14 protein-coding genes are annotated in these 12,858 nt (G+C 70.0%); 5 read left to right on the top strand and 9 right to left on the bottom strand.

Annotation, left to right across the window (positions count from 1 at the left end):
- Positions 1–47 precede the first annotated feature (47 nt).
- The gene (gene cls / locus AC5RV6_RS03365; protein ID WP_494005859.1) at positions 48–1,514 is read left to right on the top strand and encodes a cardiolipin synthase; all 1,467 of its coding nucleotides are present in this window, start codon (positions 48–50) and stop codon (positions 1,512–1,514) included.
- Here the strand turns inward: cls and AC5RV6_RS03360 are convergent.
- The 3 genes from AC5RV6_RS03360 to AC5RV6_RS03350 form a co-directional block, all read right to left on the bottom strand.
- A complete protein-coding gene (locus tag AC5RV6_RS03360) occupies positions 1,495–2,094 on the bottom strand; it encodes a nucleoside/nucleotide kinase family protein (protein ID WP_494005858.1) in 600 nt (199 codons plus the stop codon). The two genes, cls and AC5RV6_RS03360, sit on opposite strands and share 20 nt — an antisense overlap.
- Positions 2,091–2,591 carry a low molecular weight protein-tyrosine-phosphatase gene (locus AC5RV6_RS03355; RefSeq protein ID WP_494005857.1) on the bottom strand — a complete coding sequence of 167 codons (501 nt, stop codon included), beginning with the start codon at positions 2,589–2,591 and terminating at the stop codon, positions 2,091–2,093. The genes AC5RV6_RS03360 and AC5RV6_RS03355 overlap by 4 nt, the downstream gene beginning before the upstream one ends.
- A 67-nt stretch (positions 2,592–2,658) precedes the next feature.
- Positions 2,659–3,462, bottom strand: a complete 804-nt coding sequence (locus tag AC5RV6_RS03350) for a class I SAM-dependent methyltransferase (protein WP_494005856.1) — start codon at positions 3,460–3,462, stop codon at positions 2,659–2,661.
- A gap of 209 nt (positions 3,463–3,671) precedes the next feature.
- Here AC5RV6_RS03350 and dnaK point away from each other — a divergent pair, with 209 nt between their 5' ends.
- The 4 genes from dnaK to AC5RV6_RS03330 all read left to right on the top strand — a co-directional run bounded on the left by dnaK (position 3,672) and on the right by AC5RV6_RS03330 (position 7,842).
- Positions 3,672–5,543 carry a molecular chaperone DnaK gene (gene dnaK, locus AC5RV6_RS03345; protein WP_494005855.1) on the top strand — a complete coding sequence of 624 codons (1,872 nt, stop codon included), beginning with the start codon at positions 3,672–3,674 and terminating at the stop codon, positions 5,541–5,543.
- Positions 5,544–5,545: 2 nt separating this feature from the next.
- Positions 5,546–6,157, top strand: coding sequence for a nucleotide exchange factor GrpE (locus AC5RV6_RS03340; protein ID WP_494005854.1), 612 nt, complete (start codon positions 5,546–5,548; stop codon positions 6,155–6,157).
- 85 nt (positions 6,158–6,242) lie between these two features.
- The gene (locus AC5RV6_RS03335) at positions 6,243–7,247 is read left to right on the top strand and encodes a DnaJ C-terminal domain-containing protein (protein ID WP_494005853.1); all 1,005 of its coding nucleotides are present in this window, start codon (positions 6,243–6,245) and stop codon (positions 7,245–7,247) included.
- An 88-nt stretch (positions 7,248–7,335) separates the two neighbouring features.
- Complete coding sequence (locus AC5RV6_RS03330; RefSeq protein WP_494005852.1) at positions 7,336–7,842, top strand: heat shock protein transcriptional repressor HspR; 507 nt, start codon at positions 7,336–7,338, stop codon at positions 7,840–7,842.
- 28 nt (positions 7,843–7,870) lie between these two features.
- Here AC5RV6_RS03330 and AC5RV6_RS03325 read toward each other — a convergent pair whose 3' ends face one another.
- The 6 genes from AC5RV6_RS03325 to trmB form a co-directional block, all read right to left on the bottom strand.
- Positions 7,871–8,674 carry an ABC transporter permease gene (locus tag AC5RV6_RS03325; protein ID WP_494005851.1) on the bottom strand — a complete coding sequence of 268 codons (804 nt, stop codon included), beginning with the start codon at positions 8,672–8,674 and terminating at the stop codon, positions 7,871–7,873.
- A complete protein-coding gene (locus AC5RV6_RS03320) occupies positions 8,671–9,657 on the bottom strand; it encodes an ABC transporter ATP-binding protein (RefSeq protein WP_494005850.1) in 987 nt (328 codons plus the stop codon). Before AC5RV6_RS03320 ends, AC5RV6_RS03325 begins: the two co-directional genes overlap by 4 nt.
- A 41-nt stretch (positions 9,658–9,698) precedes the next feature.
- The gene (locus AC5RV6_RS03315) at positions 9,699–9,995 is read right to left on the bottom strand and encodes a transcriptional regulator (RefSeq protein ID WP_494005849.1); all 297 of its coding nucleotides are present in this window, start codon (positions 9,993–9,995) and stop codon (positions 9,699–9,701) included.
- Positions 9,988–10,722 carry a hypothetical protein gene (locus AC5RV6_RS03310; RefSeq protein ID WP_494005848.1) on the bottom strand — a complete coding sequence of 245 codons (735 nt, stop codon included), beginning with the start codon at positions 10,720–10,722 and terminating at the stop codon, positions 9,988–9,990. Before AC5RV6_RS03310 ends, AC5RV6_RS03315 begins: the two co-directional genes overlap by 8 nt.
- A gap of 145 nt (positions 10,723–10,867) precedes the next feature.
- Positions 10,868–11,869, bottom strand: a complete 1,002-nt coding sequence (locus tag AC5RV6_RS03305) for an NYN domain-containing protein (RefSeq protein WP_494005847.1) — start codon at positions 11,867–11,869, stop codon at positions 10,868–10,870.
- Between the two features lie 35 nt (positions 11,870–11,904).
- A complete protein-coding gene (gene trmB, locus AC5RV6_RS03300) occupies positions 11,905–12,753 on the bottom strand; it encodes a tRNA (guanosine(46)-N7)-methyltransferase TrmB (protein WP_494005846.1) in 849 nt (282 codons plus the stop codon).
- Positions 12,754–12,858 lie beyond the last annotated feature (105 nt).

Below are 12,858 nucleotides of genomic sequence, written 5' to 3'. Positions count from 1 at the left end.
CACGTCCACTAGTCTTGATCAGAGGCAGGTGCCGGAGGGAGCAAGCTGTGTGGTGGACGATTAGCCCCCCCGGGTGGATCGCGACGATTCTGACGATCATCGATTTCGGCATCCGGATCGTGGCGCTGGGCGTGGTGCCCGGCAACCGCCGGCCGACGACGGCCATGGCCTGGCTGCTGGCGATCTTCTTCCTCCCCATCCCGGGAATCATCATCTTCGCCCTGTTCGGCAACAACCGGCTGAACGATTCACGTGTCCGGCGGCAGGCCGAGATCAACCGGGCGGTGCGTGAGAACACCCGCGAACTCGAGGCTGAAGGCAGCAGCTACGCCGGCCCGGAATGGGTCCTCTCCGCCGCGGAACTGAACCGCCGGCTGGGCTCGCTGCCCACCCTCGACGGCAACCGGGTCACCCTGCAGCGGGACTACCGGCAGAGCATCAGGGACATGACCGCCGCCGTCCGCGGCGCGGACAAGCATGTGCACGTTGAGTTCTACATCATGAGCTACGACGACGAGACGCGTGAGTTCTTTACCGCCCTCACCGAGGCCGCCGCCCGCGGGGTCCGGGTCCGCCTGCTCTTCGACCACATCGCCACGCTGCGGATCCACGGATACCGGCAGCTGCTGCGCCAGCTCAGGAACTCCGACATCCAGTGGCACCGGATGCTGCCGATCCAGCCCACCCGCGGCAACTGGCGCCGGCCTGACCTGCGCAACCACCGCAAGCTGATGGTGGTGGACGGCAGGATCGGATTCACCGGCTCGCAGAACCTCATTGAACCGGGCTACCGCAAGCGCGCCAACCACCGGATCGGGCGCCGCTGGGTGGAACTGATGACCCGGCTCGAAGGCCCCGTGGTCGATGAGCTGAACGTCGTGTTCGCCACGGACTGGAACGCCGAGACCGACGAGAACCTGGAGCGGGAGCTCAGCCTATACGAATGGGAGTCCGCGCCGGGCGGGGTCACCTGCCAGGTGGTGCCCAGCGGGCCCGGGTTCACCACCGAGAACAACCTGCGCCTGTTCACGTCGCTGATCTATTCGGCCTCGGAGCGGATCTCCATCACCAGCCCCTACTTCGTGCCGGACGACTCGCTGCTGTACGCGATCACCACCGCGGCCCAGCGCGGGGTGCAGGTGGAGCTGTTCGTGTCCGAGAAGGGCGACCAGTTCCTGGTGGACCATGCGCAGCGCTCCTACTACGAGGTGCTGCTGGAGGCCGGGATCCGGATCTACCAGTACCCGAAGCCGCTGGTCCTGCACGCCAAGCACTTCACCGTGGACGATGAGGTGGCGGTGCTGGGCTCCTCCAACATGGACATGCGCTCCTTCTCGCTGAACCTGGAGGTCTCGCTGATGATGTTCGGCGGCGGGATCGTCGAACAGATGCGCCGGGTGGAGGACACCTACCGGAGCCTGTCGAAGGAACTGCATCTGGAGGACTGGCGGAACCGGCCCCTGCTGGAACGCTACGTGGACAACGTGGCGCGGCTTACCGCCACCCTGCAGTAACCCCCGGGGTCGGCGCGGTCCCGGGGCCGGTGCCGGCCAGCAGGGCCAGGACCGCCGCGGCGTTGCCTGCCGCACCGCCGTCGAGCACCAGGTCCGCAGCCGCCGCCGCGTCGTCGGAGGCGGCCCAGGCGCGTTCCTGCGCGGCCCAGCGCTCCCAGTGCGGTGCGTAGGTGTCGCCGTCCCGGGCCAGGGCGCGACGACGGCGGAGCCCGGCCGGGGCCTGCAGCCAGATGCCCGCATCCAGCAGCGGGCGGGCGGCGGCGTGGAAGGCCCCCACCCCCTCGCAGAGCACGACGGCGGCCGGTTCGGTGATCCGTTCGGCGCCCCAGGTGCCGGCGTCCCAGTCCCAGGCCCGCCAGCGGGCTGGCCGGCCCGCGGCCAGGGGCTCGAGCACCAGGCGGCGGTAGCAGTCCATCCCTGCTGCGAGGCCGTCCCAGCCGGGGTAGATGTCCTCCAGCCGAAACAGGGCGGCGGGAACTCCGCGTTGCGCAAGGGCGATCATCAGTTCATCGGCCAGGCTCGACTTGCCTGCCCCGGAGAACCCGTCGACCGCCGCCAGGACGGGACGCCTGCGGCTCATGCCTGGAGCTCGCTGCGCACTGCGGCGACCACTCCCGGGGCGGCCGCCTCGATCAGGGCGTACGCGGCGTCGAAATCCACGTCCTCGCCGAACCAGGGATCGGGGACATCCAGCTCCTCGCGGGGCAGGCCGGCGGCGGCGGGGTCGAAGGAGCGCAGCAGACGGACCCGCCTCCGGTGTTCCGGCGGCGCCCAGGCGAGCAGCCGGTCCTCATGGCCGCGGTCCAGGGCCAGCAGGAGGTCAAGGACGGGGATCCGCTCCTGACGGAACGGGCGGGCGACAAATCCGGTGATCTGGTCCTCGGAGAAGCCGTTGCGCAGCAGCACCGCGGAACTGCGCGGATCCATGGGTTCATCCGGATCCCAGGCGGCCAGGCCCGCCGAGGTGATCGCAACGCGGTCCGCGAGCCCGGCCTCGGCGAAGGCGCGCTGCAGCACCAGCTCGGATATGGGGGAGCGGCAGACATTGCCGGTGCAGACCACCTCGATGCGGTACATTCCTCCAGCCTAGCGAGGGATGCGCCCCGGTACAGGAGGCCGGGGTACAGGAGGCAGGCGCAGGGGATCAGGCCCGGGCCAGGACCTCGGCCGAAGGCATCAGGAACCAGCCTGCCGGATCCTCGGCCCAGCTGCGCCACCCGGCGCTGATCCGCTCCAGCGCCGGCCGGTCGGCCAGGTTCCGCTGCAGCGCCTGTTCGGCGAACGCGGAGTGCAGCACCCGCTCGGCCCAGGACCCGCCGTGCTCCCGGCGCCGCTGCGGGGTGGCGTACAGCCAATTCGAGGCGGAGGGCTCGACGTCGGTGAAGCCGGCGGCCAGCGCCCAGCCCAGCAGCCTCCGGCCGCCGTCGGGCTCGGCGCCGTTGCCGCGGGCAATCTGCTGGTACAGGTCCATCCATTCGTCCAGTTCCGGCAGCTGCGGGTACCAGGACATGGCGGAGAAATCCGCCTCGCGCACGGCAACGAGGCCGCCGGGGCGCGTCACGCGCCTCATCTCCCGCAGCGCCGCCACCGGGTCCGCAAGGTGGTGCAGCACCTGGTGGGCGTGGACGACGTCGAACGATGCATCCGGCCAGGGCAGCTCGTAGACGTCTCCGGCGCGGAAGCGGGCATTCTCCACGCCCCGCTCCGCTGCGGCCAGGGCCGCCAGGCCCACGACCTCCTCCGAGGCGTCAAGCCCGGTGGCCATGCCCGGAGCCACGGCCCGGGCCAGCCCCAGCGTGATGCTGCCCGGGCCGCAGCCGACGTCGAGCAGGTCCATTCCGGGGGATAGGAGGGGCAGCAGGTAGGCGGCGGAATCCTCCGCCGTCCGGCCCGCGTGCGTGCGGACCACGCTCTCGTGATGACCGTGCGAGTACGTTTCCTGAGGCATGAACAGGACCCTACGCCGGGCCGGCGGCTGCGGCCATGGTCCGGTAACGGCACGTCATCCTCCGTCAAGGGGCCGACGACAACTTGAGCGTGCTCGGCTCAAGTTTGTTGACATTCACCGCCGCTTCGGTAAAGTTGAGTGCAGAACGCTCAAGACTTGCCGGGCTTCGGGCCGGCAGGCGACGTTTTCCCAAGGAAAGAGGAAGCAATATGTCACGTGCAGTAGGTATCGACCTCGGCACCACCAACTCCGTGGTCTCCGTCCTCGAAGGCGGCGAGCCCACCGTCATCGCCAACGCCGAAGGCGGCCGCACCACCCCGTCGGTCGTGGCCTTCGCCAAGTCGGGCGAGGTCCTGGTCGGCGAGATCGCCAAGCGCCAGGCCGTGAACAACATCGACCGCACCATCTCCTCCGTCAAGCGCCACATGGGCACCGACTGGTCCAAGGAGATCGACGGCAAGAAGTACACGCCGCAGGAGATCTCGGCCCGCATCCTCATGAAGCTGAAGAACGACGCCGAGGCCTACCTCGGCGAGAAGGTCACCGACGCGGTGATCACCGTTCCGGCCTACTTCAACGACGCCGAGCGCCAGGCCACCAAGGAAGCCGGCGAGATCGCCGGCATGAACGTGCTGCGCATCGTCAACGAGCCCACCGCCGCGGCCCTGGCCTACGGCCTGGACAAGGGCAAGGAAGACGAGCTGATCCTGGTCTTCGACCTCGGCGGCGGCACGTTCGACGTGTCCCTGCTCGAAGTGGGCAAGGACGAGGACGACTTCTCCACCATCCAGGTCCGCGCGACCGCCGGCGACAACCGCCTCGGCGGCGACGACTGGGACCAGCGCATCGTTGACTATCTGCTGGGCCAGGCCAAGGCCAAGGGCGCGGACCTGTCCAAGGACAAGATCGCCCTGCAGCGCCTGAAGGAAGCCGCAGAGCAGGCCAAGAAGGAGCTCTCCTCCGCGACCTCCACCAACATCTCCCTGCAGTACCTCTCGGTCACCCCCGAGGGGCCGGTGCACCTGGACGAGCACCTCTCCCGCGCCAAGTTCCAGGACCTGACCAAGGACCTGCTGGACCGCACCAAGAAGCCGTTCAACGACGTCATCTCCGAGGCCGGCATCAAGGTCTCCGACATCGACCACATCATCCTCGTGGGCGGTTCCACCCGCATGCCCGCCGTGTCCGAGCTGGTGAAGCAGCTGGCCGGCGGCAAGGAGCCGAACAAGGGCGTGAACCCCGACGAGGTCGTGGCCGTGGGCGCAGCCCTGCAGGCCGGCGTGCTGAAGGGCGAGCGCAAGGACGTGCTGCTGATCGACGTCACCCCGCTGTCCCTGGGCATTGAGACCAAGGGCGGGGTGATGACCAAGCTGATCGAGCGCAACACGGCCATCCCGACCAAGCGCAGCGAGACCTTCACCACCGCCGACGACAACCAGCCGTCCGTGGCGATCCAGGTCTTCCAGGGCGAGCGCGAGTTCACCCGCGACAACAAGCCGCTGGGCACCTTCGAGCTGACCGGCATCGCCCCGGCGCCGCGCGGCGTCCCGCAGATCGAGGTCACCTTCGACATCGACGCCAACGGCATCGTGCACGTGTCCGCCAAGGACAAGGGCACCGGCGCCGAGCAGTCCATGACCATCACCGGCGGGTCCTCGCTCTCCAAGGAGGACATCGACCGCATGGTCCGCGAGGCCGAGGAGCACGCAGCCGAGGACAAGAAGCGCCGCGAGGCAGCCGACGTCCGCAACTCCGCCGAGCAGCTGGCCTACTCCGTGGACAAGCTGCTCACGGACAACGACGACAAGCTGCCCGAGGACGTCAAGACCGAGGTCAAGGCCGACGTCGACGCCCTGAAGACGGCCCTCGCCGGAACCGACAACGATGACGAGGTCAAGAGCGCCTTCGACAAGCTGCAGGCCTCGCAGACCAAGCTCGGCGAAGCGATCTACGCCTCCGCACAGGCCGACGCCCCGGGCGCCGGTGCCGCCGGCGGCGCCGGAGCCGGAACGGATTCCGCGTCCGCAGGCGATGAGGACATCGTGGATGCCGAAGTCGTCGACGACGAAGAGAAGAAGTAGCCATGGCGCAGGACAACGGCGCGAACCCGGAGCCGGGTTCCGACGAGCCCCGCGGCACCCCTGACGACGCGGCCTCGCAGCCGGCCGGTGCGGAGAACCCCGCACCGGGCCAGGGGGCTGACGGTGACGCCCTGTCGCAGGCGGAGCAGATCCTGAACAGCGCCGAGGTTCCGGACGCCCCGCAGGCGGCCGGCTCCCCGGAGGCGGAGGAGCTGCGCGGGGACCTGCTGCGCCTGCAGGCCGAGTACGTGAACTACCGCCGGCGGGTGGAGCGTGACCGCGACGTCGCCCGGGAGATGGCCGTGATCGGCGTGATCAACGCCCTCCTGCCGACCCTGGACGACATCGAGGCCGCCCGGCAGCACGGCGACCTGGCGGAGGGGCCCTTCGCCGCGATCGCCAAGAAGCTGGAGAGCGCGCTGGGCACGTTCGGGCTGACCCGGATCGACGAGACCGGAGTCGAGTTCGATCCGAACATCCACGAGGCGCTGATGCAGCAGCAGAGCGCGGACGTGCAGTCCGACACCGTGACGCAGATCCTGCGGATCGGCTACAAGGCCGGGGACCGCGTGCTGCGCGCGGCCCAGGTTGTGGTCTCAGTACCGGAGCAGTAGCGGCAGGGCCCGGGGCGGCAGGCGCCCCGGGCCTTCCGTGCCCCGCCGGGCACGGACTGGAGACTGGAACGAGAAAGGGACGCCATTGGCTAGCCAGGACTGGGTCGACAAGGATTTCTACAAGATTCTGGGCGTCCCCAAGGATGCCTCCGAATCGGACATCAAAAAGGCATATCGGAAGCTGGCCCGGAAGTACCACCCGGACCAGAACCAGAACGACGCCTCCGCGGAACGCATGTTCAAGGACGTCTCCGAGGCCTATTCGGTCCTTTCCGACGCCGAGGAACGCCAGCAGTACGACGCCATCCGTGCCATGGGCAGCGGCGCCCGCTTCAGCGCCGGCGGTGCCGGCGGACCGGGCGCAGGAGCGGGAGCCGGCGGGTTCGAGGACCTGTTCGGCGGCCTGTTCGGCCAGGGCGCCGGGCCGCGCGGAGGCTCCCGGCGCACCACCTTCAGCACCGGCGGCAGCAACATCCCGCCGGAGTTCGCCGACCTCTTCGGCGGCGGCGGAGGCTTCGGTGGCGGCTTCGGCCAGGCTCCGCCCACCAAGGGCGCGGACCGGACGGCGACCACCACGATTTCCTTCGCCGGCTCCATCAACGGCACGGTCATCGGCCTGCGGGAGCCCTCGGGCGAAGTCATCGAGGTGCGTGTTCCGGCCGGCGTCAGGGACGGCCAGACCATCCGCGTCCGGGGCAAGGGCCAGCCCGGGCCCGCCGGCGCAGGCGACCTCATGGTCACCGTCCACGTGACGCCGCACGACTTCTTCAAGCGCGACGGCAACGACATCCGCATCCACGTTCCGGTGAGCTTCCCCGAGGCCGCGCTCGGCGCGACCATCGAGGTGCCCACCCTCAGCGGAGACACCGTGCGGCTGCGCGTGCCGGCGGGAACGCCGTCGGGCCGGACGCTGCGGGTGAAGGGGCGCGGAGTGAAGACCGCCAAGGCCACCGGCGACCTGCTGGTCACCGTGGACGTCGCGGTCCCGCAGAACCTGAGCAAGGAGGCGAAGGATGCCGTCGAGGCCTTCGCCCGGGCCACCACGGGCGAGAACCCCCGGGCCTCCCTGGCGGCCAAGGCACGCCTGTGAGTCCGGAACCGGCTTCCGCCCGGGAACCGGCGCTTTGACCTATGATCACTGATCACACCCCACAGCCGACGTCGTAAAGGAGGATCCTGTGGCCATCGACGCAAACGCGCCGATCTTCGTCATCTCGGTCGCGGCCGAGCTGGCGGAGATGCACCCGCAGACCCTCCGGCAGTATGACCGGATGGGCATCGTCAGCCCGTCGCGGGCACCGGGCCGCGCCCGCCGCTACTCGCAGCGCGACATCGAGATGCTCCGGCAGGTCCAGCGGCTCTCCCAGGAGGGCGTCTCCCTCGAGGGGATCAAGCGGATCATGGAGCTGGAAAAAGAGGTTCGGGGGCTGCGCGCCCAGGTGGAGGAGCTGTCGGCCGAACTCGACCAGGCCCAGCAGCGCCAGCCGGACCTGGGCAGGATCTTCGCCGCAGGGCTCGGCGGCGACGTCGTGCCCCTGGCCCGCGGGCAGCGCCCGCCCGCCTCGGCGGCGTTCAAACCGCTGGGACTGGTCTCGCTGGTCCAGCGGCACAGCCGGCTGCGGGCGCTGCCGGCCGGCAAGCCCCAGTCACGGGACTACGCGAACGGCTACGCGGCCTCGCTCTGAGGCGGAGCCCGCACCCCGGGTGCGCCGGTCAGCGGAAGCGCCGGCCCTGGTCCCGCCGGTTGGCCCAGACCGCGCCGGCGCCCAGCAGCAGCGTCCAGGCAAGGAAGCAGGCCAGCGCTGCCGGTTCAAACGGTTCCCCGGAGAGGGCCGACACGGACAGGTCCCGCGCTGCCCGCGAGGGAAGGAACCGCGAAAACGTGTCCAGCCCCGGAGAGAAGATCTCCGGCGGCAGCATCATGCCGCCGGCGAACGCGAGCGGAAAGAACACCACCTGCGTGAGAGCGATCGCCACCTTTGAGGTGCAGAGATAGCCGATCAGCAGGCCAAGGCACAGGAACGGCAGCCCGCAGACCAGCCAGACCCCCACGGCCAGGGGCACCCGCCACCAGGGCAGGGTTCCGTCGGTGTACAGGTCCATGCCCGCCGTCGTCGTGGCACCCACCACCAACACGGGGATGAGGGCAAAGAAGGCGAACATCATGGCGGTGAGCGCCCGCGCGACCGTCGGCGGCAGCGCGCCGACCGGCAGGGTGCGCACGTAGCTGCTCCACGGGTTGGCCCGGTCCTCCGCGACTCCGATCCCGTAGTTGAACAGGAAGGCGCTCATCACGCCGAACACCGCCAGCTGGGCAATCGACATCAGCGAGGCGACCGGGTTGGAGGTCACGGCGGTCTGCGGCAGCACAAAGAACACCAGCGCCAGGGTGGGGAAGACCGTGGAGGAGAGCACGGCCACGGGAATCCTCAGCTGCTCCAGGACCTGCGCCCGGGTATGGACACGGACCAGGTGCAGCTGCGAGCTGTTGTTCTGCAGGGCAGGGGAGGTGCTCATCCGACGTGCCTTTCCGCTGAGGGTCCTGCCGGGGTGCCGGCATCCGGTGCCGGCGGCGTTTCCCGGCCGGAGGTGGAATGGGTAAGGGCCACGAAGGCCTCCTCCAGGCTGGCGGCGTGGACCTCCAGGCCGCGGAAGTCGGCGCCCCTGCCGACCAGCATGCGCACTGTTTCGTCGGCGTCATGGCTGACGATGGTGGTGGCGCCGGACGCCGTGACGTTGACGGCGGCGGTGCCGGGCCAGGTCCGGAAGGCCTCTGCGGAAAGGGAGGTATGGAAGGATACGCGGCTGACGCTGACCCGGCTGCGGATCTCGTCCACGTTGCCGTCGGCGATGACCGCGCCGTCATTGACGACGACCACCCGCCCCGCGAGGGTCTGGATTTCGTCCAGATAGTGGCTGGTGATCAGCAGGGTTCCTCCGCCGGCCCGGTAGGCGGCGAGCTGCTCCCACAGGTTCTCCCGTGCCTCGACGTCCAGTCCGGTGGTCGGTTCGTCCAGGACCACCAGCCGGGGCCGGCCCACGAGGGCCAGGGCCACCAGCAGCCGCCGCTGCTGTCCGCCCGACAGGCCGCCGCATTGCTTTCCGGCGGCCGCGGCGAGGCCGAACCGCTCCAGCAGCTCCGCCGTCGGAACGGGGTCGGGATAGTGGGCCGCGACGAAGTCCACGGTCTCGCGCACCCGCAGGGTTGCAGGGACCGAGGTGGCCTGGGGCGTGGTGCCCAGGGCCCGGCGGGCCTGCGGAGTCCTGGGATCCCGCCCGAAGAGCTCCACCGTTCCGCGGTCCGGCTGGCGCAGTCCGGTCAGCAGGCTCAGCAGAGTGGACTTTCCGGCTCCGTTGGGGCCCAGCAGGCCCACGGTCTCGCCGGCGCTGATTGCGAAGTCGACGCCGGAGAGCGCCGTCACCGAGCCGTAGGACTTGTGGACGCCGCGGGCGACGGCGAGGATCTCCGGCGGATCGGGGTCTGGTTTGTTGATGCTCACGGGCGGCTGCTCCTGGGTGCGATGGACGGGGGACGGCGGGCTTAGCTGAGGCCGGACAGCAGGTCCTGCAGGTTTTTGCGGTACCGGGCGTATGCCGCGCGGCCCTCCGGCGTGATGCCCGCGTAGGTGGCCGGGGTGCGGCCTTCGATGGTCTTGCTGACCTCGACGTAGCCGGCGTTTTCCAGTTTCCGTAGGTGGGTGGAGAGGTTGCCTGCCGTCATGTCCAGCATTTTCTGGAGCTTGGTGAAGGCGATCCGGTTGTTCTCCCCGACCTCGTTCAGCATGGTCAGGGCGCGCAGCCGGGATTCGGCGTGGATGACGGGGTCAAGCTCAGGCATGCGCGGGCCCTCCCCGGCGGCGGGTGCGCAGGTGCTCCACCAGTGCCGCGGCCAACAGGCCGGGCGCACCCAGGAGGAGGAACACGGTGAGGAAATGCGGGGAACCGGCGACCAGGGCAATGAGTGTCACCACCAGGAGCCAGACGCCCAGGATGGACTGCGCGCTGTCGTTGAAGGTGGTGCCGCCGGTGATGTAGAGCAGGCCGACGATGAGCACCGCGATGCCGTTCATGAGCAGGCCCCGTGTCCAGAAGTCCTCGACCTCCCGGTTGATGACGGCGCCCAGGGCGCCCATGACGGCGAAGCCGAGGGCCCAGGCCGCACCGTACATGCCGCCCTGGAAGGATGACTGTCCGCGGATGCCCCGGGAGCTGCGCCCGAAGACCACCACCGTGAAAACAGCCGCCAGCGCCAGCGTCACGCCGAGGACCACCAGCGCCGCCTCCGGCGCCAGCGGCAGCCACCCATGCCTGCTGCCCTGGAGCGCGCCGTAGCCGAAGACCCAGGTCAGTCCCCAGACGAGGTAGACCAGGGCCGTGTTGCCGGTGAGGTCGCGCCGGGCCGAACGCTCGGCGTCCTGCACCACGGCCAGCGCGGCGAGCAGGTCAAGGGTGCCGGGCGTCTCGCGGCCCGCCTCGTCGGCGGCCGCTCGGCGGGCGGAGTGGGCGGAGGGGCGGGCGGAAGCTGCGGAGTCGGTGGGAAGCCCGCCGCCTGTGTCTTCGATCATGCAAAGTAGTTTGCACTGCAAAGTTGTGTGGCGCAAGAGGTCGCCTCATCTTCGGTGAGGATTTCGACAGTCGGAGCGCAGTCGACAGCCGGAGCGCAGCCGACAGCCGGAGCGCAGCCGACAGCCGGAGCGCTCCGGCGGCCTCCTAGCTGCGGCCCGGGTCTGCGGCTTCCGGCCGCAGCCGGATCAGCCGCTGCGGGCCGTCGTCGTTCAGCTCCACGAGGTCGCCGTGGGAGGTGAGGAAGTCGGTGAAGGAGCGGAACCCGAGCGGCTTTTCGTTGAAGGAGGGATCCATGCGGCGCATCTGGTTCTTCACCGTGCCGGTGTTGAGCCATTCGTCGGCGTCGCCCTTGGCATGGGCGATCTTCAGCGCCCGCATGAGCAGCTCGGTGGCCAGGGTCTGCGGATCGATGTCCTCGACCGGCTCCGGGTCCTCGAACACCACATCGCCCATGTGGGAGAACATGGGCACCGCGGTCAGCTGCCGGGCCTTGTCCGCGCCCCGGGCGGCGTCGGGGGCCGCCGCCGTCGCCGGCTTGCCGGTGGCAGCCGGCGGAGCGGTTTCCGCCTTCGCGACGCCGGGCAGCGAGTCATAGTCCTCGAACTCGTCGCACGCTGCGGCCAGGGAGGTGCTGGTGGAGCCCGCGACGCCGATGCCCACCACGAAGCGGCCGAGCCGCTTGGATTTCTGGGCCAGGGCAATGTAGTCGGAGTCCCCGGCGACGATGATGACGTGGGTGAGGTCCGGCAGCCGGAAGAGGTCTTCGACCACGTCCACGGCCAGCCGGATATCCGCACCGTTCTTGGTGCCGCGCGTGGTGGTGGTGAACAGCTGGGTGAGGTCCACCGCCCGGGACATCAGCTGGCGCTGGTAGCTGGCGTTGACCGGCACCGACCAGTCGGCGTAGGCCCGGTTGACCACCAGGGTGCCGAAGGAGGCGGCGAAGTCGATGATGGCGTTGAAGTCCACGGTGGCGGCGGTGAGGCGGGCGGCGATGTCCGGATCGGCGTCGCGGCTGTGCCGGTCAAAGTCGCGGATGCCGTCCCGCTGGAACGCGTTCCTGCCGTGCAGCTGCTGGTAACGGGAAATGACGATGTTGTCGAAGTCGATGTAGAGGCCGACGCGTGCATCGCTCGGTTCAGGCATGGGGAAAAGTCCTATGGGGTGGCGGAGGGTGTGGGTTACAGGCGGCGGAAGGTCAGGTCGAAGATCAGCCGGCCGGCCTGGTGGGCCTTGTTCTCGAAGCTGGTGAGGATCCGGCCCTCGAAGCGGGGTGCCCACCCGCCGCGGGTGTCGACGTCGTCCGAGGGGTCCCGGCCTTCGAGGCCTTCGGCCTGCACCCGGGTCAGCGGGCTGTCGGTGCCGGCGCGCTCGCCGGCGTGCAGGTTGGTGAAGTCGGCGGAGGCCTCGAGGACCTCGCGCATCTGCACCGCGTAGTCGGACCAGTCCGTGGCGAGCCGCCAGAGGCCGCCGGGGACCAGCACGCGGGCCGCGAGCTCATCGAACCCGGGCTTCACCAGCCGGCGCTTGTGGTGCTTGGTCTTGTGCCAGGGGTCCGGGAAGAACAGCCACAGCTCCTCGACGGAGGCCGCGGGCAGCATGGTGCCGAGCACCTCGGGGGCGTTGGCCTGGACCACGCGCACGTTGGTGAGTCCGCGCTGCCCGATGCGCTGGAGGGTGTGCGCCAGGCCGGGGCGGTAGACCTCCACCGCAAGGTAGTTCCGGTCCGGATCCTCAGCGGCCGCGTGGACCACGGCTTCGCCCAGGCCTGAACCGATTTCGACGACGAGCGGGGCCTTGCGCCCGAAGGCCGCCTCGGCGTCGAACACGTAGGCGGGATCCACGGAGGTGTCCGCCTGGACCCGGGGGACGTCGATCACGAAGCGGTCGGCCAGCTCATCCCAGGCCTGCCGGCGGCGGCCCTGCAGCCTGGAGCCGCGGCGGACAAAGGACACCGGCTGGGTGCGGTAGCCCGGGGCGGCGGGGCCGGGGGGCGGCCCGGAGCGGTCGGGGGAGGGTTCAGTGCTCATCACTCCCATGGTAGCGAGGCGCGATGCCCTCCGCCGCGGCCGGGCCGGGACACCGGGCCGACGGCTGCCGGACGCCGGGCCGCCCGGAGGGGCCGATGCGGGGAA

The sequence above is a fragment of the Arthrobacter saudimassiliensis genome (genome assembly GCF_059090665.1).
The sequence above is the reverse complement of the archived record's forward strand: the minus strand, read 5'-3'. Positions and strand labels throughout refer to the sequence as shown.

Coding starts and splice junctions, on each gene's coding strand:
- AC5RV6_RS03360 (WP_494005858.1), bottom strand. CDS start 2,094: ATGAGCCGCAGGCGTCCCGTCCTGGCGGCGGTCGACGGGTTCTCCGGG.
- AC5RV6_RS03355 (WP_494005857.1), bottom strand. CDS start 2,591: ATGTACCGCATCGAGGTGGTCTGCACCGGCAATGTCTGCCGCTCCCCC.
- AC5RV6_RS03350 (WP_494005856.1), bottom strand. CDS start 3,462: ATGCCTCAGGAAACGTACTCGCACGGTCATCACGAGAGCGTGGTCCGC.
- dnaK (WP_494005855.1), top strand. CDS start 3,672: ATGTCACGTGCAGTAGGTATCGACCTCGGCACCACCAACTCCGTGGTC.
- AC5RV6_RS03340 (WP_494005854.1), top strand. CDS start 5,546: ATGGCGCAGGACAACGGCGCGAACCCGGAGCCGGGTTCCGACGAGCCC.
- AC5RV6_RS03325 (WP_494005851.1), bottom strand. CDS start 8,674: ATGAGCACCTCCCCTGCCCTGCAGAACAACAGCTCGCAGCTGCACCTG.
- AC5RV6_RS03315 (WP_494005849.1), bottom strand. CDS start 9,995: ATGCCTGAGCTTGACCCCGTCATCCACGCCGAATCCCGGCTGCGCGCC.
- AC5RV6_RS03310 (WP_494005848.1), bottom strand. CDS start 10,722: ATGATCGAAGACACAGGCGGCGGGCTTCCCACCGACTCCGCAGCTTCC.
- AC5RV6_RS03305 (WP_494005847.1), bottom strand. CDS start 11,869: ATGCCTGAACCGAGCGATGCACGCGTCGGCCTCTACATCGACTTCGAC.
- trmB (WP_494005846.1), bottom strand. CDS start 12,753: ATGAGCACTGAACCCTCCCCCGACCGCTCCGGGCCGCCCCCCGGCCCC.